The following is a 19,945-nucleotide window of genomic DNA, read 5'->3' on the forward strand; positions in this document are numbered from 1 at the left end:
GCAGGCCCCAGATATAATAATCGACGCCGACGTCGGGACTGTAGGCGATGCCGGAAAGCGGCGGATAGGCGAGCCAGCCGGTCTTTGCGAATTCGCCGATGAAGAGCGAGATCATGATGATGATCGCGCCGGCCGTCGTCATCCAGAACGAGAAGTTGTTCAGGAACGGGAAGGACACGTCGCGCGCGCCGATCTGCAGCGGCACGACGAGGTTCATCAGGCCGGTGACGAAGGGCATCGCCACGAAAAAGATCATGATGACGCCGTGGGCGGTGAAGATCTGGTCGTAATGGTGCGGCGGCAGGTAGCCCTCGGAACCGTTGAAGGCGATGGCCTGCTGCACGCGCATGAGCAGCGCGTCCGAAAAGCCGCGCAGCAGCATGATCAGCGCCAGCACCACGTACATGATGCCGATCTTCTTGTGATCGATGCTGGTGAACCACTCCTTCCAGAGGAAGCCCCAGAGGCGGAAATAGGTCAGCAGGCCGAGAACGGCGATACCGCCGATGGCGACGCCGATGAAGGTCGCGACGAGGATCGGCTCGTGATACGGGATGGAGTCGAGCGTCAGCCGGCCGAAGATGAACTTCAGGAGGTCAGGATTGGAAAACATTGGATAGGCCCCATGGTGGCGACGGGTTTGCGTCACCGATTTTTGCCGCCGGTACGGAAAAACGCCGTCCTGGCAGGACACGAATTGAGAAAGCTACGGATGGGCTCTCGTCACTTGAGCAGCTTGCGGGTTTTATCGACCGCCGAATCCGCGCTCTCTCGATAGGCAATTGTGCCTTTGAGATCGCCGTTGCATCGACAAGGAGAACCGAGGCCGTATGGTCCATTGTATAATCACCATCGTCGGTCGGAACTTTCTTGGCGTAGATCCGCCATCCCTTGATCACGCGTTGAACCTCCGCCGGATCGCCGGTTATGCCCGTCACCTTGTCGCTGAACGAGGAGACATATGTCCGCATTGTTTCGGGCGTGTCCCGCTCCGGATCGACCGAGAAGAAGAAGGCGTGCAGGTCCTTGGCGCCTGGTCCAAGCGTCTTGAACCAACCAGACATCTCAAAAAGCGTTGTCGGGCAGATTTCAGGGCAATGCGTAAACCCGAAAAAGACAAGCGACGGATGTCCCTTCAACGCAGCCTCGGTAATCGGTTGGCCGTTGTCAGCGATCAGGCGAAAGCTCGCCCCGAAACCTGACGACGCGGGCTCCTGTTTGCCCGCCGGCATCTTCGAGACATAGCCGGCGGCACTCACACCCGCGAGCACGGCAAAGCCGATAACGACGGAGAGGAACGTTTTCCTGTTGATCATGGTATGCACCTTGATAGATGGCTGGACGGCTTAGAAGCTGAGCTTCGCTGCTGGCGGAAGCACTTCGCTGCCGCCAGGACCAGAACCGGTTGGTGTGCACCGCGCGACGACGAAGGGCAGCGAGCTGCGCCCATTTGCCCCCCATGTTCGCTCGCGATCGTAGGTGAGTCTGAAGACGTTGTTGACCGACTCCATGCCGCCGCCACCCCTGGCATCGAGGTCGTACATTTCGTTGAGACACATTTTCGATGGATCCGTGCACATGTTCAGGATGGCATCGTAGAGGCCGTCTTCGACCCTTGCGTAGTACCGCACGGGATCGTTTTGGCTCGGAAGGTCGAGATCGCGATAGACAGGTCGCGTCAACGCAACACCGCCGTTTCGCACTCTTGCGACCCAACGGTCGAAGTCATCCTTTTCCATTCCGTGGAACTTGAAGCGCATCTGGGAAAACCCGGGCCCGCTGTAGTTTGCGGAAAAACCGTCGTAGATGCCCACGTGATTGATGACGGCATGCATCTTTGTTTCCATGCCGGCCATCGCATAGATCTGTCCGGCAAGTGCGGGGATGTAAAACGAGTTCATGACCGTCGAGGCGGTGATCTTGAAGTTGATGGGAACATCAACAGGCGCAGCCAATTCGTTGACGGTCGCTATTTTGAGGTCGGGATAGACAAACAACCACTTCCAATCCATGGCCACGACTTCGACCGTGAGCGGCTTGACGTCCGGGGTGACCATTCGGTCGGCGTCGATCCGGTCAAGTTGGCGGTATGGGTCGAGCTTATGCGTGCTGATCCATGTGATCGTCCCAAGGGCGATAATGATGGCGAGTGGAGCCGACCAAACGATGATTTCCAGTCGCGTGGAATGATGCCATTCAGGATCATAGGGCGCGGAAGTATTAGAACTGCGATAACGAAACGCAAAAAACAGGGTCAGCATGATCACCGGCACGATGATCAGAAGCATCAGCACGGTGGAGATGACAATGAGGTCACGTTGCTGTGCGGCGACATCACCTGACGGCGCCATCACCACCAGGTTGCAACCCGCCAGCGAGGCGAAGAGCGGCATGAGAGAAAGGCGCACCGTGATCCGCGCGAACGATCTTAGCGTTCGACATGCGTGATCAACGGCGGCCCTCGGCAGAGAAGGTGCGATCATAAAGATGTTCCGAAAATTTGTTGGCGCGGAGGGCGCCGGTCCTGAATGTGGGTTTTATCCCGAAGGATCAGACCAATTGGACTGAACGCGGCGGCGCGCGCGGCCGCGATTTCGGAGGCACGAAGGGATAGAGCGGTGTCGGACGTGCGCCAGGCAACGCAGGCTGCAGCGAGAACGCAATCCGCCGACCGCATTGATCCGAAGGCGGAGGCAGAAGGACGGATGCGATAATCCTGCAGGCCTCGCAACTTTGCGCAAAACCTGCCGGTTGCTTTCCGCCAGAACTTTTGTCGTTTTCGCAAAGCGACGGGATAGAGCCGTCGGGCAGAGCGAATTCGGCCGCCGCATCGATCCGCTGCTGCAAGAGCAAAACCGGACTGAATTGATGGCCGAAACCAACGGATGCCAGGGCCAGCACGCATAGAATGCGTAAGTACCTGGTTACGATCATCCGTTCGAAAAACACGGCCCTGCATCCCTCATTCATCCGAACCCGCGGATGGCACCCGCGGCGTCTAAACATTCGCCCTTGATCGAAGCCCTTCGCAAGCCACTGATATAACTTCGTGTTTTTTAGTATCCAAAGCGACGGCGAAGAGTGCAAGGTTGCGATCTTGCACCAGGAGGCTTCCGACACGCGCTGCTCATCGACAGCGTTAACGATGATCGCTTCGCAACGCAACACGAGGCCGTCGGCGCCGACCCGCAAATCGAGCATTATGACGCGATCTGAGGTGTCTTTGTCCGAAAGGAACGGCTGACATGCGTCTGCTTGCCCCTTGTCGATGGACGGGGCGCATGCGGGCGCTGTCTCTTGAATCGAAGGAAGATCGGCAGCGAACTTGTGAACCGCGTAGCTCTGTCAGACCCGGCAGCAGCCGGGCGAGGATGAGGGGACGATGCGCATGGCGATGGAGCGGCCAGTCATAGAAGTGGCATTATGTTCCAATCCCCATGCCCAAGGCCCGAATAAGGAGAGCTTGTCAACATGCAGCTTATCTAATCGATATTATGTTTTGCGCCCGATTGACGTCGTTCTTCTCTTGCCGTTTTTGTGTCGGCCCGAAACCGGAGGAGGAGACGGAATGAAGGTTTATGCAAGCATCGAAGCGCTACGCCACGCGCTCGCAGGCCTGAGGGGAGAGGGGCGCACGGTCGGGTTGGTCCCGACAATGGGCTATCTGCATGCCGGGCATATGGAGCTGATGGCCCGTGCGCGCGCCGCAAATGACATCGTCGTTGCCTCGATTTTCGTCAATCCTCTGCAATTTGGCCCCAACGAGGATCTGACGAAATATCCCCGGGATCTCGAGCGCGACGGCACAATGCTCAGGGAGGCGGGCGTTGATATCCTGTTTGCTCCGACCGTCGAAGACATGTACCCGCGCCCTATGCTGACGGTGGTCGATGTTCCCGTGCTTGGCGGGCTGTTGGAAGGCTCGGTCCGGCCCGGGCACTTTGCCGGCGTCGCAACGGTCGTCTGCAAAATCCTCAACATTGTTTAGCCCGACAGGGCCTATTTCGGCGAAAAGGACTATCAGCAGGTTGTGATCATCGAGCAAATGGTGGACGATCTCGCAATCCCGGTCGAGATCATCCGCGTGCCCACGATGCGCGACAGCGACGGTCTCGCTCTTTCATCGCGCAACGTTTATCTCAGTGGGCTCGAAAGAAAGGCTGCGGTCATTGTGCCGCGGGCGCTCGACGAGGCCGAGCGGCTCGTGGCATCAGGCGTTTCAAGTGCCGATGATCTTTGAAGCAAGCTCGCGGCGTTTCTCAGTCGTGAACCCTTGGCAAAACCGGAAGTCATAGAGGTCCGAGACGCAACAACCCTTCAACCTGTCTCGTCAATCGATCGTCCGATCGTCATTGCCCTCTTTGTCCGGTTCGGGACCACGCGTCTCCTTGATAACCGTGTCGTGGCGGCCAATCGAAGCACGGGAGCTGCAGCGTGAGCACACCATCATCCACCAAGCGGCTGTCACCCCCTGGCATTCGCGCCATGAAGGGTTCGCGCCCGATCGTCTGCCTGACGGCCTATACGACCCCGATCGCGCGCCTGCTCGATGAGCATTGCGACCTGCTGTTGGTCGGGGATTCGCTCGGCAAGTGCTTTACGGGATGGAAACGACCACTAGCGTGACACTCGACCTGATGATCGCGCATGGTCGGGCCGTCGTGCGTGGCGCCAGCAGGGCCTGCGTTACAGTCGATATGCCGTTTGGCACCTATCAGGAAACGAAAGAGCTAGCCTTTCGCAATGCCGTTCGGATCCTGCAGGAAACGGGATGTGATTCCGTCAAGCTCGAAGGCGGCGAAGAAATGGCCGAAACCGTCTCCTTCCTGTCAAAGCGCGGCATTCCGGTCCTCGGCCATGTGGGACTGATGCCACAGCTCGTGCATGCGACGGGCGGTTACCGCTCGCTCGTCACTCCGACGTCGAGGCGTCCAAGATACGTCAAGACGCCCACGCGATCGCCGACGCGGGCGCTTTCGGCCTTGTCATTGAAGGAACGGCGGAGCCACTGGCCCGCGAGATCACCGGAACACTGAAGGTTCCGACGATCGGCATTGGTGCGTCGTCGGCATGCGACGGGCAGATACTCGTCTCCGACGATATGCTCGGCTCGTTCAATGACTTCAAACCCCGCTTCGTCAAAAGGTATGACGAACTCGCCGAACGCATTGCGCAGGCGGCCGCACACTACGCCGACGACGTGCGTTCGCGCTCCTTTCCGGCGCCCGAACATACTTCTGGAAAAAAATGACGTGATCAGAGGCAAGTGACGGAAGGCCTTGATGCTTGCGGGCGATCGCGGCTGTCTGCAGGCCGGCACGCTGAGGATTGGCTGGGACAGGAAATGGCCCGCGTGCATGCATCTTTTGCTGTTTTAAGGATCGCTTAGGGAGATCCGCGATCCTTGTCCGTCCCGCGCTGGCGCCCGACCCAGTCTGTCGCGCCTCAGAAACTGAGCCATCTCTACCATGGATCAGATGCAAGGATCTGTTGCCGCGCCGGGCCCTCTGGCCGGGCGCCAGCCTCGGCATGGTTGCCACCGCAATGTCTCATTTCAATCCGGCAGGAAACCCGCGACCGTTTTCGAGGGAAGAATGTCGTATTCGTCACGAACGATTCGTCCTATTCCGACCTCGGATCGAAACGACGCAGCCTTCGAGATGATTTCACGCAACGGATCGGAGCATGGCGATGCGGGTGCGGTAATTTCTTGAGGAGTGCCCGGTTGGATGGCCGACGATCGCTCGGCACGGTGACGACTGACGCATGCGCCGGCCAAGCCACAACAACGGCGAGACCCGAATGCCGATGCGGCACTCCTCGGCTGGCTGTTGCTGCGGTGAGGTCCGTAGATACTCCGAACACCACAAGACAGTGCACCTCCTGCCCATTTTGAGCAGAGCGGAAAAATCCCTGCCTTCAGGCAAGCGGAACCACTCCCAGTCCGCATGGGATTACTTATGTGAAAGGATCATGATGACCGAATTTCTAAACAAGCGCGCCCTGATCACTGGGGCCGCCCGCGGCATTGGCGCGGCGATCGCCCTCGATCTTGCCGAACGCGGCGCCGACATCGCCTTCACCTATGTCAGTTCGACCGAGGTCGCCGCCGAACTGGTTCGCAAGATCAAGGCTAAGGGTCGGCGTGCTTTTGCGATCAAAGCCGACAGCGCAGACGCCGGCGACGTAAAGCGATCGGTCGATGAAGCTGCCACGTTGCTTGGCGGATTGGACATTCTGGTCAACAACGCCGGCGTGCTGTTCATGGGTCTGGTCGAGGAGATGCAGCTCGAACACATCGACAAGATCCTCGCGGTCAACATCCGCGCCGTCGTGCTCGCCTCGCAAGCCGCCATTCCACACCTTAAGGAGGGCGGCAGGATCGTGACGATCGGCTCGTGTCTCGCCGAGCGCGTGGCGTTCCAGCAGGTCGCGGTCTATTCAATGTCGAAATCCGCGCTCCTGTCCTTTACCCGCGGTCTCTCGCGTGAACTGGGGCCGAGGGGGATTACCGTTAATCTTATTCACCCCGGCCCAACCGAGACCGACATGAGCCCACCGGATGCACCGGGGGCCGAAGCCATGCGCGCGCAGATCGCCCTCGGCCGATATGGCACGGACAAGGATGTCGCAGCGGCGGTCGCATTCATCGCAAGCCCGGCCGCAAGGCACATTACCGGCACGGGTCTGAACGTGGACGGCGGCATGAACGCTTGATCCAATTGTTTTGGATGTCCTAGCCGGCAATCGGTCCGACCTGCGCAATCGATAAGATTTCCGCTCGTCCTGCTTTGCCAACAAGGCGCGGTGCAACAGCAATGTCGCATCGCGCCGTCACCGTGACGCAGCGATCGTTCGGCGATGCAGATCCGGCGACAGCCTGGCTCATCAGCGACCCGAGAGGCATCCGCTCCGTTCGCAGCAGCCTCTTGACGTTTGCCTCAGATGGCACGGCCCGAAGACCTCCCCATTCAGATCAATGAAAGGAACTATACTTGTCATCCTACGACGCCGAGATTGCGGATGGCGCGACCGTTCGCGAGGAAGAAATTTCAAACGGCCCCCTCGCATGGACCTCTGTTTTTGCCGTTGCACTTGGGATTTTTGCCTTCGTCACGGCAGAATTCCTTCCGGTCGGTTTGCTGACCGAAATGGCGTCGGATCTCGGCGTGTCGGAGGGCAAAGCAGGGTTAATGGTCACGATGCCCGGTGTGACGGCAGCCTTCATGGCTCCGGTTCTGACGGTCATCACGGGTAGATTGGACCGGCGCACTGTTCTTTGCATATTGATCGTCTTGCTTCTGCTTTCAAACCTCCTGACGGCGGTCGCTTCAGATTTCGTCATCGTCCTCATCGGACGGTTCTTCCTGGGCATGGGACTGGGAGGCTTCTGGGCGATTGGCGCCGCCCTCGGTCCGAGGCTGGTTCAACGCGCCTCGGCTGGAAAAGCAACCTCGATCATCTTCGCGGGCATTTACGTTGGCTCCGTTGCGGGTGTGCCGCTCGGGACCTTCCTGGGTAATGCCTTTGGGTGGCGACTTTCATTTGGCGTCTCTGCGGCGGTCTCCGCCATCCTGCTGCTGCTGTTGTTCGCCGTCATGCCGAAACTGCCGCCGCTATCTCGCATCCTCTGGTCGGACCTTCCGGCGCTCCTCAACAATCCGGCCGCTCGTAGCGTCCTGTCTGTGGCCATTCTAGTCTTCTTCGGCTATTTCGCGGCCTATACCTACGTCACCCCGCTGCTCGTCCAAATATCCGGCCTCGAGCCGAATGTCGTCGCCATCGTGCTGGTCGGCTCGGGAATTGCAGGATTTTTTGGAAACCTGCTTGGCGGCTGGGCCGTCAGTCGAGGTTACCGGCGGCCTTTGCTTGTTGCGATCGCCCTCATGTTCGTCGCCATCGGACTTCTTCCGATGACATATGGCCAACCATTCGCCGCAGTCGCGCTGGTCTGCCTCTGGGGTGCCGCGTACGGACCTATCCCAATGCTGCTCCAATCCTGGGTTTTGGATGCCGCATCCAAGTCGATGGAAAGCGGTTCGGCCCTTTACATTGGCTTGGTCCAAGCCGCGGTCGCGGCAGGATCCCTTGCCGGAGGCTTGCTGATGGACGCCACCGGCATATCGGCAACGATCTATTCGGGGGCAATCACCATCGGCTGCGCCCTGATCGCAACCTATGCGCTCGCGCCACGAGGGCGTTGACCAGGACGGTATCCGCGTTTGCTTTTCTGCCGCGACCGAGGTGAATACACGTGGGGTGAATACACATGGCAGGAATTTTCCTGACCGCTCGTTTCCGACCGCGTGAGAGCCGATCGATATCGGCTTTCGACCGTCCCATGGTTCGCCGAGACGAGCACGCGCCGCCGGCTCTTGACGTCCATCGCACGTTCAGCGCGGCGCTCTCGCGCATTGTCTCCGGCCGCCCCAGGGCGTCAATATTTATCGCGAGATTGCCGGCCACAATTCGGCAATCGGGAGCGACGTGTTGTATTTAACCTGCTTCAAGGCGAAGCTTGACCTGATATTCGCAACGCCAGGTGTGCGCGTCAGTTTGTCGAGGATAAAATCCTTGAGCGCGACGGTGTCACGCACGACGACGCGCAACAGATAGTCCGCGTCTCCTGACATAAGATAGCACTCCATCACTTCAGGCAGTCGGCTGACGGTCGTCTCAAATACGTCAAGGACGGGCTCGGACTGCCTTTCCAGTGTGACATGGATGAAGACGCTGACCGTCCCGCCAAGCTTCTCGGAATCCAGAAGCGCCACATAGTCTTTGACGATGCCGGCGTTCTCGAGCGCCTTGACGCGGGCAAGGCAGGGCGAAGGCGACAGCCCAACACGTGAGGCGAGCTCGACATTGGTCAGCTTGCTCGATTTTTGAAGCTCCGCAAGTATTTTGCGATCAAAGCCGTCAAGTTTCATTCCATCCCCATTCTATGCTGAAGATCTTAGCGAATGCCGCATGATCTGCCGGACACCACGTATTCCGGGTCATTTCCGGCATAATACGCTTACCGGTTTATGGTACAAGTGTTCTAAATAGGAGGAATGATGATGGATGCCATTTCCAGTCAAACGAACGCACATGCACTGACCGCCGGTGATCCCGATCCGGCCGAGACCTCGGACTGGCTCCAGTCGCTGGAATCCGTCACCAAGACGGAAGGCGGTCGCCGTGCACGTTTCCTGTTGGACGCGCTCGACCGCAGGGCGAAGGAGATCGGTGTCGTCGAGGAAAGCCCTCCTTACTCCCCATACCGCAACACGATCGAACTCGACAAACAGCCGCCCTTTCCAGGTGATCTGGCCATGGAAGAGCGCATCACCTCGATCATCCGTTGGAACGCATTGGCAATGGTCGTGCGCGCCAACCGCGCCTATGGCGAGCTCGGCGGCCATGTCGCAAGCTACGCGTCCGCGGCGGAAATCTTCGAGATCGGCTTCAACCATTTCTTCCACGCCAAGAGTGCCGATCACGGCGGCGACCTCGTGTTCTTCCAGCCCCACTCTGCGCCGGGCGTCTATGCGCGTGCCTTCCTCGAAGGGCGCTTGAGCGCAGATCATCTCGCGCACTATCGCCAGGAAATCGCCGGCGAGGGTCTGTGCTCCTACCCGCACCCCTGGCTGATGCCCGACTTCTGGCAGTTTCCGACGGGTTCGATGGGCATCGGGCCGATCAGCGCCATCTACCAGGCTCGCTTCATGCGCTACATGCGCGACCGCAAGCTGCAAGATACCGATCCCCAGCATGTGTGGGGCGTGTTCGGCGACGGCGAAATGGACGAGCCGGAATCAATCGCGGCCCTGTCGTTGGCCGCTCGCGAGAAGCTGGACAACCTGACGTTCATCATCAATTGCAATCTGCAGCGTCTCGACGGCCCCGTGCGCGGCAATGGGCAGATCATCCAGGAGTTGGAAAGCCTATTTAAAGGCGCCGGATGGAATGTCATCAAGGTCCTTTGGGGTTCGGAATGGGATCCGATTTTCGCGCGCGACGAAAACCACAACCTCCTCAAGCGCTTTGCGGAGACGGTCGATGGCAAGTACCAAACCCTTGGGGCCAAGGACGGCGCCTATAATCTCGCCCATTTCTTCGATGGCGACCCCGAGGTGCGAAAACTTGTTGCCCATATGTCGGACAAGGATATCGATCAGCTAAAGCGCGGCGGCCACGATTTCCGCAAGCTCTACGCAGCCTTCGACGCTGCCAAAGCGACGAAGGGCCGTCCGACCGTCATCCTCGCGAAGACCAAGAAAGGCTACGGCATGGGCGGGGCGGGCGAATCCCGCATGACCGCGCATCAGGCAAAAAAGCTTGATATCGATGCCTTGCTCGCGTTCCGCGACAAGTTCAATCTCCCGCTGACCAACGAGCAGGTCGAAAAGCTCGAATTCTTCCGCCCGGGCGAAGATTCGGCCGAGCTCACCTATTTGCGAAACCGACGCGCCGCCCTCGGCGGCTATCTGCCGAAGCGGCAACGGTCTGCCGACGCGGTTTCGGTTCCGGCCTTTGCGAGCTACGCGGATTTTGCCGTCAAGGCGGACGGCAAGGACATGTCGACGACGGTCGCCGTCGTGCGGTTGTTCAGCAATCTGCTCAAAAGCAAGGATTTCGGGCCTCGCATCGTGCCGATCGTCGCCGACGAAGCGCGTACCTTCGGCATGGACAACCTGTTCCGCCAGGTCGGCATCTACTCACCGGTCGGCCAGCTTTACGAGCCGGAGGATGCCGGATCGATGCTGTACTACAAGGAATCCGTCGATGGTCAGCTCTTGGAGGAAGGCATCACCGAAGCGGGGGCGGTTTCTTCCTGGGTGGCGGCAGCCACCGCGTACAGCGTCCACGGTTATCCGATGCTGCCCTTCTACATCTACTATTCCATGTTCGGTTTCCAACGGATCGGCGATCTGATTTGGGCTGCCGCCGATCAAAGGGCGCGCGGCTTCCTGATCGGCGCCACGGCCGGCCGTACAACGCTTGGCGGGGAGGGGCTGCAGCATCAGGATGGAAACAGCCACGTCATGGCGGCGATGATCCCCAATTGCCGGGCATACGATCCGGGCTATGCCTACGAGATGGCCGTGATCCTTGATCATGGCGCACGCCGGATGATCCAGGATGGCGAGGACGAATTCTATTACATCACCGCGATGAACGAGAGCTACGCACAACCCTCAATGCCCGCCGGCATCGAGGAGGGGATCGTCAAAGGCATGTATCGCCTTGCCGGCCCCAAGGATATCGCGATCGTCCGGTTGCTCGGCTCAGGCGCAATCCTGCCGGAAGTCGTCGCAGCCGCCGAATTGCTGAACAGCGAATGGGGCGTCGAAGCCGAAGTCTTCAGCGTTACGAGTTTCAGCGAACTGGCGCGCGAAGCTCGTGAGATCGAACGGGAGCAAATCTTCGGACAGAATGCGGCAACGCGCAAAAGCCATGTCGAAAGCCTTCTATCCGGTTCGGCACCGATTATCGCCGCGACGGACTACGTCCGCGCCTATCCGCAGCTCATTGCGTCCTATGTTGCGGCCCGGTTTGTCGCGCTCGGGACGGACGGCTTCGGACGAAGCGATACCCGCCAGGCCCTGCGATCATTCTTCGAGGTCGATCGTCACCACATCGTCGTTGCTGCCCTTTCGGCCCTCGCCGCGGAGGGAAAATTCGACCGAAAGAAAGTTTCGAAGGCGATCGACCAATACGGGCTCGCAAGCGGGCGTGCCGCGCCGTGGCTGCGCTGAGCCCAGGCGCGCCAACCGGGTAGACGACAACCGTTGAGATTTCGGCAAGCGATCCGGCCAGGACCCTGAGAGGTGTCTGCAGGCCCGACGTGTCGAAGAAGGAGGAAGCGCCCATGGGCGTTCAGCAGACAATCGAGTTACCAGATATCGGCGACTACAAGGACGTTCCGGTGGTCGAGATCATGGTCAAGCCCGGCGACACCGTCACCGTGGATCAGCCCCTGATCGTCTTGGAATCCGACAAGGCCACGATCGAAGTGCCATCACCTGTGGCCGGCACGGTCGTGGACCTCTTGGTCGAAGTGGGCAGGAGGGTCTCCAAGGGCGTTCCGGTTCTGACCATAGAGGCGGGCGAGGGGACGGGCGCGTCCGCCTCGCCGGCGAAGGCCGAACCGGTGGAGGAGCCGCAAAAGACGAGCGCGCCGGCCAAGGTCGAAACGCCCGCCGCGAAATCGGACCGCACAGTCCCGGTGGCACTTTCCACTGCCTCGACACATGCCACACCCTCGGTGCGCGCATTTGCCCGCGAGCTCGGCGTCGATCTCAAGGAGATCGCCGCCTCTGGCCCTAAGGGACGCATCCTGCGCGAAGATGTCCAGACCTTCGTCAAGGGCAAGCTCACCGCGGCCGGCACCACGCCCGTCGCCGGCGCAACGTCAGGATCGGGCATTCCGGCAATGCCTTCCTTCGATTTTGCCAAATATGGCGAAATCGATCGGGTGCCGTTGTCGCGGATCCAACAGATTTCCGGTGCAAACCTGCATCGCAACTGGCTGAACATTCCGCATGTCACGAATTTCGATAACGCCGATGTCACAGATCTCGAAACCTTCCGCCTGGCGTTGAACGCTGAAAAGCGCCAGCCCCCGATAAAGCTCACGATGGTCGCCTTCCTGATCAAGGCATCCGCCCTGGCGCTTGCTGCCTATCCGCGATTCAACACCTCGCATGAAGGCGATACGCTGATCCAGAAAAAATACGTCCATATCGGATTTGCCGTCGATACGCCGAAAGGCTTGATGGTGCCTGTGATCCGCAATTGCGACCGCAAGGGCCTCGTCGAGATTGCCAACGAGATGGCTGCACTGTCCGAGAAGGCGCGGCAAGGAAAACTCCTGCCGACCGACATGGAGGGTGGCTGTTTTTCCGTCTCGTCGCTGGGCGGTATTGGCGGGGCAGGCTTCACGCCGATCATCAACGCGCCGGAAGTTGCCATTCTCGGCGCCGCGCGTTCGCAGATGCAACCGGTCTGGGACGGGACGGCCTTCCAGCCAAGACTGATCATGCCGGTCAGCCTGTCATGGGATCACAGGGTCGTGGACGGTGTCGCGGCTGCTCGATTCCTCGGGCACCTGGCCGCCCTGCTTGGTGATTTTCGCCGCGCCATCCTCTGATCGTCCATCCCGACGTCCTTTTTTTGCGAAAGAGCCCGCATGACAACAGTGGAAATTCTCATCCCCGATCTTGGTGACTTTAAAGACGTGCTGGTTGCCGAGGTCTTCGTCAAACCCGGCGATATCGTTGTCGTCGAGCAGCCCGTCGCCTCCGTCGAGACCGACAAGGCGACGATGGATATTCCTTCTCCCGCGGCCGGGACGATAGGCGACGTCAAGATTAAAATCGGAGACAAGGTTGGAAAAGGCACGTTGCTGGCGACGCTCGCACTGGCCGGATCGCCGCAATCCGAAGCCCCGATGCCGATCGCTGCTCAATCAGCGTCGGTCGAAGTCGCCGCACAACCGTCGGCTGGCGCGGCGGTCACCGCCGTCGAGGGAGCCTACGACCTCGTCGTGATCGGCGGCGGTCCGGGCGGCTATTCTGCTGCCTTTCGCGCCGCCGACCTCGGCTTGCGGGTAGCGCTCATCGAACACTACCAAACCCTGGGCGGCGTTTGCCTGAATGTCGGTTGCATTCCCTCGAAGGCGCTGCTCCACGTCGCGGCCATCAAGGAAGAGGCAGAAAGACTCGGCGCGCATGGCGTAAGCTTTCCCGCCCCGGTGATCGACATCGACAAACTGCGCGCCTTCAAGGACGCAACGATCCGCAAGTTGACCGACGGACTGGCGCAGATGGCGAAGATGCGCAAAGTCGAGCGCATCACCGGCACGGCGCAGTTTGCAGGCTCGCACCACCTGCTGGTTTCAGCCGGCGGAAGCGAACAACGCGTCGATTTCACATTCTGCATCATCGCCGCCGGTTCCACGCCGGTGTCGCTTCCCTTCCTTCCGAGCGACCCGCGCATCGTCAATTCGACAGGGGCACTGGCGCTTGCGGCAATCCCGGCGCGGATGCTGGTGATCGGCGGCGGCATCATCGGGCTCGAAATGGCGACGGTCTATAGTGCGCTCGGCGCAAAGATTGACGTTGTCGAGCAATTGGACGGGCTGCTTGCAGGCGTCGATCGCGATCTCGTCTCGATTTGGCAAAAACGAAACGCTCATCGCTTCGATCGCATCATGCTGGCAACAAGGCTTCAGTCTGTCAGCGCCTCCGAAGAATCTCTGACCGCGACGTTCGACGCAGATCAAGCCAAAGGCGACTACGATCTGATCCTTCAGGCAGCAGGGCGTCGCCCGAACGGCGACAGTCTCAATCTTGCTGCAGCCGAAATTCGTGGCGAGCGCGGTTTCATCGCTGTCGATCAGGAAATGCGGACGAATGTTCCCCACATATTTGCGATCGGCGATATCGTCGGTCAACCGATGCTGGCCCACAAGGCGGTGCATGAGGGACATGTGGCCGCAGAAGTCGCAGCGGGCCACAAGACAGCATTTGAACCTGTCGTCATTCCAAGTGTCGCCTATCTCGATCCCGAAATCGCCTGGGTGGGGGTGACGGAAGATTCAGCCAAGGAAAACGGCATGAAGGTCAAGGTCGCACGTTTCCCTTGGGCCGCATCGGGACGTGCGATCGCCAACGGAGCCGAATACGGGATGACGAAGCTGGTATTCTCCAGCGAGACCGGCCGCATTGTCGGCGGCGCGATCATCGGTCCAAACGCCGGCGACATGATCGGGGAAGTTTGTCTCGCAATCGAACTCGGCGCCGATGCCGTCGATATCGGTAGGACAATCCATCCTCACCCAACCCTCGGGGAAACCATCGGCATGGCGGCCGAAGTCGCCGAAGGCAGCTGCACCGACCTGCCGCCGTCGAGAAGGTCGTGAGCGACCTTGCTCTCTGCCCAGATGACGGTGACCGGTTGACAGCCATGACCTTCCTTTCCGGTTGAAGCGATCTGGCCGATTCAATTCATCTGCAAACACCATTGTTCCCGCGCGCCTCCAAAGCGGGGGCGCAAGCCCTCATCGAGACAATCAGTCACAAAGATCGGCCTAACATGCACGGCGCGGCTCATTCCTATCGTGGTCCTCTTCTCATGGTCCTCTCGATGGGCTCCTATATCGTCAGCGACACATTCATGAAGCTCGCAACCGCAGGGCTCCCGCCTTACGAAGTGTTGTCCCTGCGCGGAATATTTGCGACGAGCTGGGGCATGTTGCTCCTAAGTGTCCTGAGGAAGTGGCGCCAGATGCCCGTTGTCTTCGACCGTTGGGTGACGGCGCGAAACCTGATCGAACTGCTCTGTGTCCTCTGTTACGTCCTTGCATTGGCGAACATGCCGATTGCCAATGTCGTCGCACTCACGCAGATCACGCCGCTCGTCGTCCTCATCGGGGCATCCTTGATGTTTGGTGAGCGTCTGAGTGTCCTGTCGATGGTGCTGATCGGTATCGGCTTTGCCGGAGCCGTGCTGGTCGCCCAACCGGGAAGAGGCACGCTGTCTTCCTTTGCGCTTCTTGCAATCGGCAACGCGGTCTTCGGTGCGTTGCGCGACCTTGTCGGCCGACGCGTCCCCGGCCATGTTCCTGGGATCATGGTGGCCTTCGGCGCTTGCATACTTGTCCTCGCCGGCGCAATCGCGATGCACCTTATCTTTGAAGAGACAGCCGTTCCCGGCGCGCACCATCTCCTGCTGCTGGCCGCATCGGGGCTCTTCCTGTTCGGCGGGCATTATCTTCTTTTCATGGCCTATCGGCTCGGCCCGACGGCCAATGTCGCGCCCTTCTACTATTTCTTCACGTTCTGGGCATTGATTGCGGGCATTCTCGTTTTCGGCACTTTGCCCAATCTGGTGGCGCTGGCAGGCATTCTGCTCGTCATTGCAAGCGGCCTTGCGATCGTCGTTCTCGATCGGCGCCAGCTCCGAAAGGCACTCGTCGAGTAATCAGGGACGGAAAAGCCCCCATGCTTGTTTGAGAGGCGAGCAATGCGGCGTGCTCGGACTGCTCAAGCGGTTCCGGCGCGACGCTTCCCATCGACCCGCCTTGAGGGCCCACAGGACCGGCCGGCGGATTTCGCCGGCGCCTCGACCAGTGCTAGAGACCGAACACGACGGCACCACCCATCATCCCCGCGCCGGCTGCCGTCAGCAGCAGGGTCTTGCCTTCGACCAACCGGTTGCTGTTGCGGGCGATCGACAGCGACAACGGAATGGTTGCCGCCGACGAATTGCCAAAGATCTCGATCGTGCGGACGGTTTTTTCAGGCGATACGCCGAGATTGCCGGCAACAGTATCGAACATCCGAGCATTGGCCTGATGCGGCACAAAGCAATCGACGTCGCCCGCGGCAATCCCGGCTTGCGCCAAGGCCCGCAGCGACGTCTCCGTCATCAAGCGGACCGCGCGAGAATAGACCTCACGGCCATCTGGCATCGTCATCAGGAAATCGTCACGCGGAACATCAGGAGCGAAGGGCCGGTTGCTGCCCCCGGCGGGGATCTTGATCAAGTCGTAGCCGCTGCCGTTCGTCGCAAGATCGACCGACAGGATCCCGTGTCTCGGATGTGCACTCGGTACGAGTAAGACGGCGGCAGCGGCATCCGCAAACACGACCGCAGTTGCCCGTTCTGCAGGATTGATGCGACGGCTGAGGATATTGGCTGCAACGACCAGGACGGCGCGCCCGTGCCGACATCGTGCCGATCGTGTCACCGTGGTAGCTGTGTTCCAAAACAACGATGCGATCGCGTCCTTCTCCATGATTATGGAAAAAGCCAAGTGCCATCTTGAGCGCCACCTCGACCGACGTTGAGCCACTGTCGGAATAGAAGACGTGTTTTAGCCCGGCCGGCGCGATCGCGATGAGGCCCGCCGCCAATATTTCGGCCGGTTCATGTGAAAATTCCGCAAATATGATCTGGTCGAAGCGCCGGGTCGCGTCACGGATCGCATCCATGATCGGCCGGTGCCGATGACCATGCGTGATGACCCACCAGGACGAGATCATGTCCAGATAGGCCCGGCTCTGCTCGTCGAACAGATAGGCACCTTCCGTCGAGGCAATGCGCTCCATCCGGGGCTCCAGCGCGTGCTGCGTGAACGGGTGCCAGACGGGCGAGGGTTTCATGAGGTCATCTACGAAAATGACGCGCGATCGAAGCCGCGTTCAAAAGCCTCGAGCAGATAAGCGGGACTGAGGTGCGGAAGCGATGCGAGACGGCCAAGCCGTCTGACCTTGCCGAACCTGGCGATAATGCGCTCTGTTTCGATATTCTCGTCGCCAATGAAGGCAATGCCAAGGAGCGGTATCCCGCGTTGGCGCATCGCCTCGATGGAAAGCAGCGTGTGGTTGGTGGTGCCGAGCGAGGTCCGGGCACAAAGGATGATTGGAATCTGCCAGCGGGCAAAGACGTCGGCAAAGAGAAGGTCCTCCTTCAGGGGCACGAGCAAGCCGCCTGCTCCCTCGATCACGAGCGGCCTGTCGGTCGTCGGCGGAACGAGCGTCTTTGCGTCGATTTCCACACCGTCCAGGCGGGCCGAAAGATGCGGCGAAAGCGGCGCCGAGAGGCGATAGGCTTCCGGGAAAATGCGCGCCGGCGACAGGGCGGCGAGCGTAGCAACACGCTCGCTGTCAGTCTCCTCTTCGAGGCCCGACTGGACAGGCTTCCAGTAGTAACCATCCAATGCACGGGTGAGGGCCGCGGCAAAGACGGTTTTGCCAATGCCCGTGTCCGTACCGGAGACGACAAATCTGGAAGTCACGGCTGCGCCCCATTCATTGCGACAGCAAGTTCATCGATCATCGCTTCAATCTGCTCCTCGTCGATATTGAGCGTGATGGATAGCCGCAGCCGTGCCGTTCCCTCCGGCACGGTCGGTGGACGGATTGCCCTGACGTCAAAACCTTCTCTGCGCATGTGTTCGGCAATCCGAAGCGCCCTGGCATTATCTCCGATCGTGACGGGCAGGATGTGCGAGCCGCTCGAACGGATGCCGAGCCGCGCGGACGCTGTCTCGCTCGCAAAAGCAGTGAGCCTTCGCAGGCGTGCGCGTCGTTCTGGTTCGTCGGCGATTATGCGCAGTGCCTCGCGCACTGCGGCGGCCATGAGCGGTGAGGGGGCAGTCGAATAAATGAAATTGCGGGCACGATTGACCATGTAGTCGGCAAACACTCCGGGCAGCCCGACAAGCGCGCCAGAAACGCCCAGCGCCTTTCCGCAGGTGTGCAGCACCAAAACATTTGCGCGTCCTTCCAGGTCGGCGGCCAGGCCACGGCCCTGAGGGCCCAACACTCCGGTCGCCTGCGCTTCATCGATGACAAGGAAGCCGTCATGCCGGCTGGCGAGATCAGCGAGAGCTGCAAGCGGCGCCCTGTCGCCATCCATGGAATAGAGGCTCTCCACCGCGATCCATGGGCGGCCATTACCGCCTTTGGCGCGCCAGAGACGGATCGCCCCGTCAAATGCGTCAGCCGCGTTATGGGATACGCTGATCGCCTCCGCCTTGCTGGCAGATATGCCGTCGTGAACGTTTGCATGGATCAATGCGTCATGGGCGATCAGGTCACCGCGCTGGGGCAGGGACGAAAAGAGCGCAACGTTGGCGGCAAATCCGCTGGAGAAGTAGATCGCCTTTTCCATACCGAAAAGGACGCGGCTTCGGCTTCAAGCAGCTCATGTTCGGCGTGATTGCCGCGAAGCAGACGTGATCCGCCCCCGCCGACCGGCACCCCCCTGTCGAGCGCAGATGTGAGGGCAGCTTTCATGCGGGGTGCTGTGGCCGGTGCCAGATAGTCGTTTGACGTGAAGTCGATGCCCTGCGGCAAGACGCGCTCGCGGATGCGCGACCGGGTGCGCAGGTCAGCCAGCGCTGCCTCATAGCGGGCGAGCGCCGGCGCCCTCAACGCGCTGGCTCCCGCTCGAGCGGCCTGAGGCCGAGCCGACGGAAGAGCGCGCCGTCATGATTCTCAGCAGGATTGTCCGCCGTCAGCAGTGTGTCGCCGACGAAGATTGAGTTGGCGCCGGCAAAAAAACAGAGTGCCTGCATCTCGTCGCTCATGTCGGTGCGGCCGGCGGAGAGGCGAACATGCGACTTCGGCATGAGAATGCGCGCCAGCGCGATCATGCGAACGAAGTCGATCGGCTCTGCATTCTCCAGTTTGGAGCCGGGGATCGGGATCAGCATATTGATCGGAACGCTTTCGGGCGGTACCGGCAGATTGGCAAGCGTCACCAGCATCGAAATGCGATCCTCGACCGTTTCCCCCATGCCGAGAATGCCGCCGGCACAGACCTTGATGCCGGCGTCGCGGACATTGGCGAGCGTTTCCAGCCGATCCTCGAAGGTGCGGGTCGTAATGATCTCGGAATAGAAGCGTTCCGAGCTATCGATATTGTGGTTGTAGTAGTCGAGGCCCGCGGTGGCGAGCTTTGCGGATTGATCAGGCGTCAGCATGCCGAGCGTCATGCAAGTCTTCATGCCAAGCGCCCTCACGCCCTCGACCATGGCAACCAGTGCATCCATGTCGCGGTCCTTGGGGTTGCGCCAGGCGGCACCCATGCAATAGCGCGTTGCTCCACCATCCCTCGCCTTGCGCGCCTCGCCGAGCACGCGCTCGACCTCCATCAGCTTCGACGCCTTGAGGCCGGTCGGATAGTGGGCGGATTGGCTACAATAACCGCAATCCTCCGCGCATCCGCCGGTTTTGATCGATAGCAAACGGCTCATCTGAATCGCGTTCGGATCGAAGTTCGCGCGGTGAATCTGCTGGGCACGGAAAAGCAGGTCGTTGAACGGCACACGATAGATCTCTTGCGCATCGGCAAGTGACGAGAAGCTCGGGGATTGAGCTTGGAGTAACGATTTGCTTTCTGACACCGAGATCACCTCGTCAAAGTCCAGCCCGCTGTGGCGCGG

The 19,945-nt window shown here is 60.1% G+C and carries 11 protein-coding genes and 6 pseudogenes; 8 read left to right on the forward strand and 9 right to left on the reverse strand.

Annotated elements, in window-relative coordinates:
* The 3 genes and pseudogenes from GR212_RS34085 to cyoA all read right to left on the reverse strand — a co-directional run.
* A partial coding sequence (locus tag GR212_RS34085; RefSeq protein WP_204326883.1) for a cbb3-type cytochrome c oxidase subunit I occupies positions 1-613 on the reverse strand: 613 nt, incomplete at its 3' end.
* 110 nt (positions 614-723) lie between these two features.
* Positions 724-1,316: pseudogene (locus GR212_RS34090) on the reverse strand (SCO family protein).
* Positions 1,317-1,346: 30 nt separating this feature from the next.
* Positions 1,347-2,393 (reverse strand): ubiquinol oxidase subunit II, encoded by a 1,047-nt coding sequence (cyoA, locus tag GR212_RS34095; RefSeq protein WP_246726193.1) that lies wholly within the window; start codon positions 2,391-2,393, stop codon positions 1,347-1,349.
* A gap of 1,175 nt (positions 2,394-3,568) precedes the next feature.
* Between cyoA and panC the strand changes: the two are divergent.
* The 4 genes and pseudogenes from panC (at position 3,569) to GR212_RS34115 (ending at position 8,204) form a co-directional block, all read left to right on the forward strand.
* A pseudogene (gene panC, locus GR212_RS34100) lies at positions 3,569-4,438 on the forward strand (pantoate--beta-alanine ligase).
* 47 nt (positions 4,439-4,485) lie between these two features.
* A pseudogene (gene panB, locus GR212_RS34105) lies at positions 4,486-5,251 on the forward strand (3-methyl-2-oxobutanoate hydroxymethyltransferase).
* A gap of 725 nt (positions 5,252-5,976) precedes the next feature.
* A complete protein-coding gene (locus GR212_RS34110; protein WP_113335227.1) occupies positions 5,977-6,717 on the forward strand; it encodes an SDR family oxidoreductase in 741 nt (246 codons plus the stop codon).
* A 278-nt stretch (positions 6,718-6,995) separates the two neighbouring features.
* A complete protein-coding gene (locus GR212_RS34115; RefSeq protein WP_163993990.1) occupies positions 6,996-8,204 on the forward strand; it encodes an MFS transporter in 1,209 nt (402 codons plus the stop codon).
* A gap of 240 nt (positions 8,205-8,444) precedes the next feature.
* Here GR212_RS34115 and GR212_RS34120 read toward each other — a convergent pair whose 3' ends face one another.
* Entirely contained in the window at positions 8,445-8,930 is a 486-nt protein-coding gene (locus GR212_RS34120) for an Lrp/AsnC family transcriptional regulator (RefSeq protein ID WP_113335215.1), read from the reverse strand.
* Positions 8,931-9,062: 132 nt separating this feature from the next.
* Here GR212_RS34120 and mdeB point away from each other — a divergent pair, with 132 nt between their 5' ends.
* The 4 genes from mdeB (at position 9,063) to GR212_RS34140 (ending at position 15,972) form a co-directional block, all read left to right on the forward strand.
* A complete protein-coding gene (mdeB, locus tag GR212_RS34125; protein WP_163994049.1) occupies positions 9,063-11,744 on the forward strand; it encodes an alpha-ketoglutarate dehydrogenase in 2,682 nt (893 codons plus the stop codon).
* Between the two features lie 113 nt (positions 11,745-11,857).
* The gene (aceF, locus tag GR212_RS34130) at positions 11,858-13,138 is read left to right on the forward strand and encodes a dihydrolipoyllysine-residue acetyltransferase (RefSeq protein WP_163993992.1); all 1,281 of its coding nucleotides are present in this window, start codon (positions 11,858-11,860) and stop codon (positions 13,136-13,138) included.
* Between the two features lie 39 nt (positions 13,139-13,177).
* Positions 13,178-14,911 (forward strand): dihydrolipoyl dehydrogenase, encoded by a 1,734-nt coding sequence (gene lpdA, locus GR212_RS34135; protein ID WP_163993995.1) that lies wholly within the window; start codon positions 13,178-13,180, stop codon positions 14,909-14,911.
* Between the two features lie 173 nt (positions 14,912-15,084).
* Positions 15,085-15,972 (forward strand): DMT family transporter, encoded by an 888-nt coding sequence (locus GR212_RS34140; RefSeq protein ID WP_163993996.1) that lies wholly within the window; start codon positions 15,085-15,087, stop codon positions 15,970-15,972.
* Positions 15,973-16,123: 151 nt separating this feature from the next.
* Here the strand turns inward: GR212_RS34140 and GR212_RS37405 are convergent.
* The 5 genes and pseudogenes from GR212_RS37405 to bioB form a co-directional block, all read right to left on the reverse strand.
* Positions 16,124-16,717, reverse strand: a pseudogene (locus GR212_RS37405) (3-oxoacyl-[acyl-carrier-protein] synthase III C-terminal domain-containing protein); the annotation flags it as partial.
* A pseudogene (locus GR212_RS34150) lies at positions 16,707-17,156 on the reverse strand (aminotransferase class III-fold pyridoxal phosphate-dependent enzyme); the annotation flags it as partial. The pseudogenes GR212_RS37405 and GR212_RS34150, both read right to left, overlap by 11 nt.
* Positions 17,157-17,164: 8 nt before the next feature.
* Entirely contained in the window at positions 17,165-17,791 is a 627-nt protein-coding gene (gene bioD / locus GR212_RS34155) for a dethiobiotin synthase (protein ID WP_163994004.1), read from the reverse strand.
* Positions 17,788-18,932, reverse strand: a pseudogene (locus tag GR212_RS34160) (8-amino-7-oxononanoate synthase). The gene bioD and the pseudogene GR212_RS34160 overlap by 4 nt, the downstream one beginning before the upstream one ends.
* On the reverse strand, positions 18,929-19,906 hold the full coding sequence (bioB, locus tag GR212_RS34165; RefSeq protein WP_348643595.1) for a biotin synthase BioB: 978 nt from the start codon (positions 19,904-19,906) through the stop codon (positions 18,929-18,931). Before bioB ends, GR212_RS34160 begins: the two are co-directional and overlap by 4 nt.
* Positions 19,907-19,945: the final 39 nt, after the last annotated feature.

This window comes from Martinezella lusitana, from assembly GCF_010668395.1.
Taxonomy (GTDB): Bacteria; Pseudomonadota; Alphaproteobacteria; order Rhizobiales; family Rhizobiaceae; genus Rhizobium; species Rhizobium lusitanum_A.

Bases quoted from the DNA above. Each gene is read 5' to 3' on its own strand.
- GR212_RS34120 (WP_113335215.1), bottom strand. From the start codon at position 8,930: ATGAAACTTGACGGCTTTGATCGCAAAATACTTGCGGAGCTTCAAAAA.
- cyoA (WP_246726193.1), bottom strand. From the start codon at position 2,393: ATGCCGCTCTTCGCCTCGCTGGCGGGTTGCAACCTGGTGGTGATGGCG.
- mdeB (WP_163994049.1), top strand. From the start codon at position 9,063: ATGGATGCCATTTCCAGTCAAACGAACGCACATGCACTGACCGCCGGT.
- GR212_RS34110 (WP_113335227.1), top strand. From the start codon at position 5,977: ATGACCGAATTTCTAAACAAGCGCGCCCTGATCACTGGGGCCGCCCGC.
- GR212_RS34140 (WP_163993996.1), top strand. From the start codon at position 15,085: ATGCACGGCGCGGCTCATTCCTATCGTGGTCCTCTTCTCATGGTCCTC.
- lpdA (WP_163993995.1), top strand. From the start codon at position 13,178: ATGACAACAGTGGAAATTCTCATCCCCGATCTTGGTGACTTTAAAGAC.
- aceF (WP_163993992.1), top strand. From the start codon at position 11,858: ATGGGCGTTCAGCAGACAATCGAGTTACCAGATATCGGCGACTACAAG.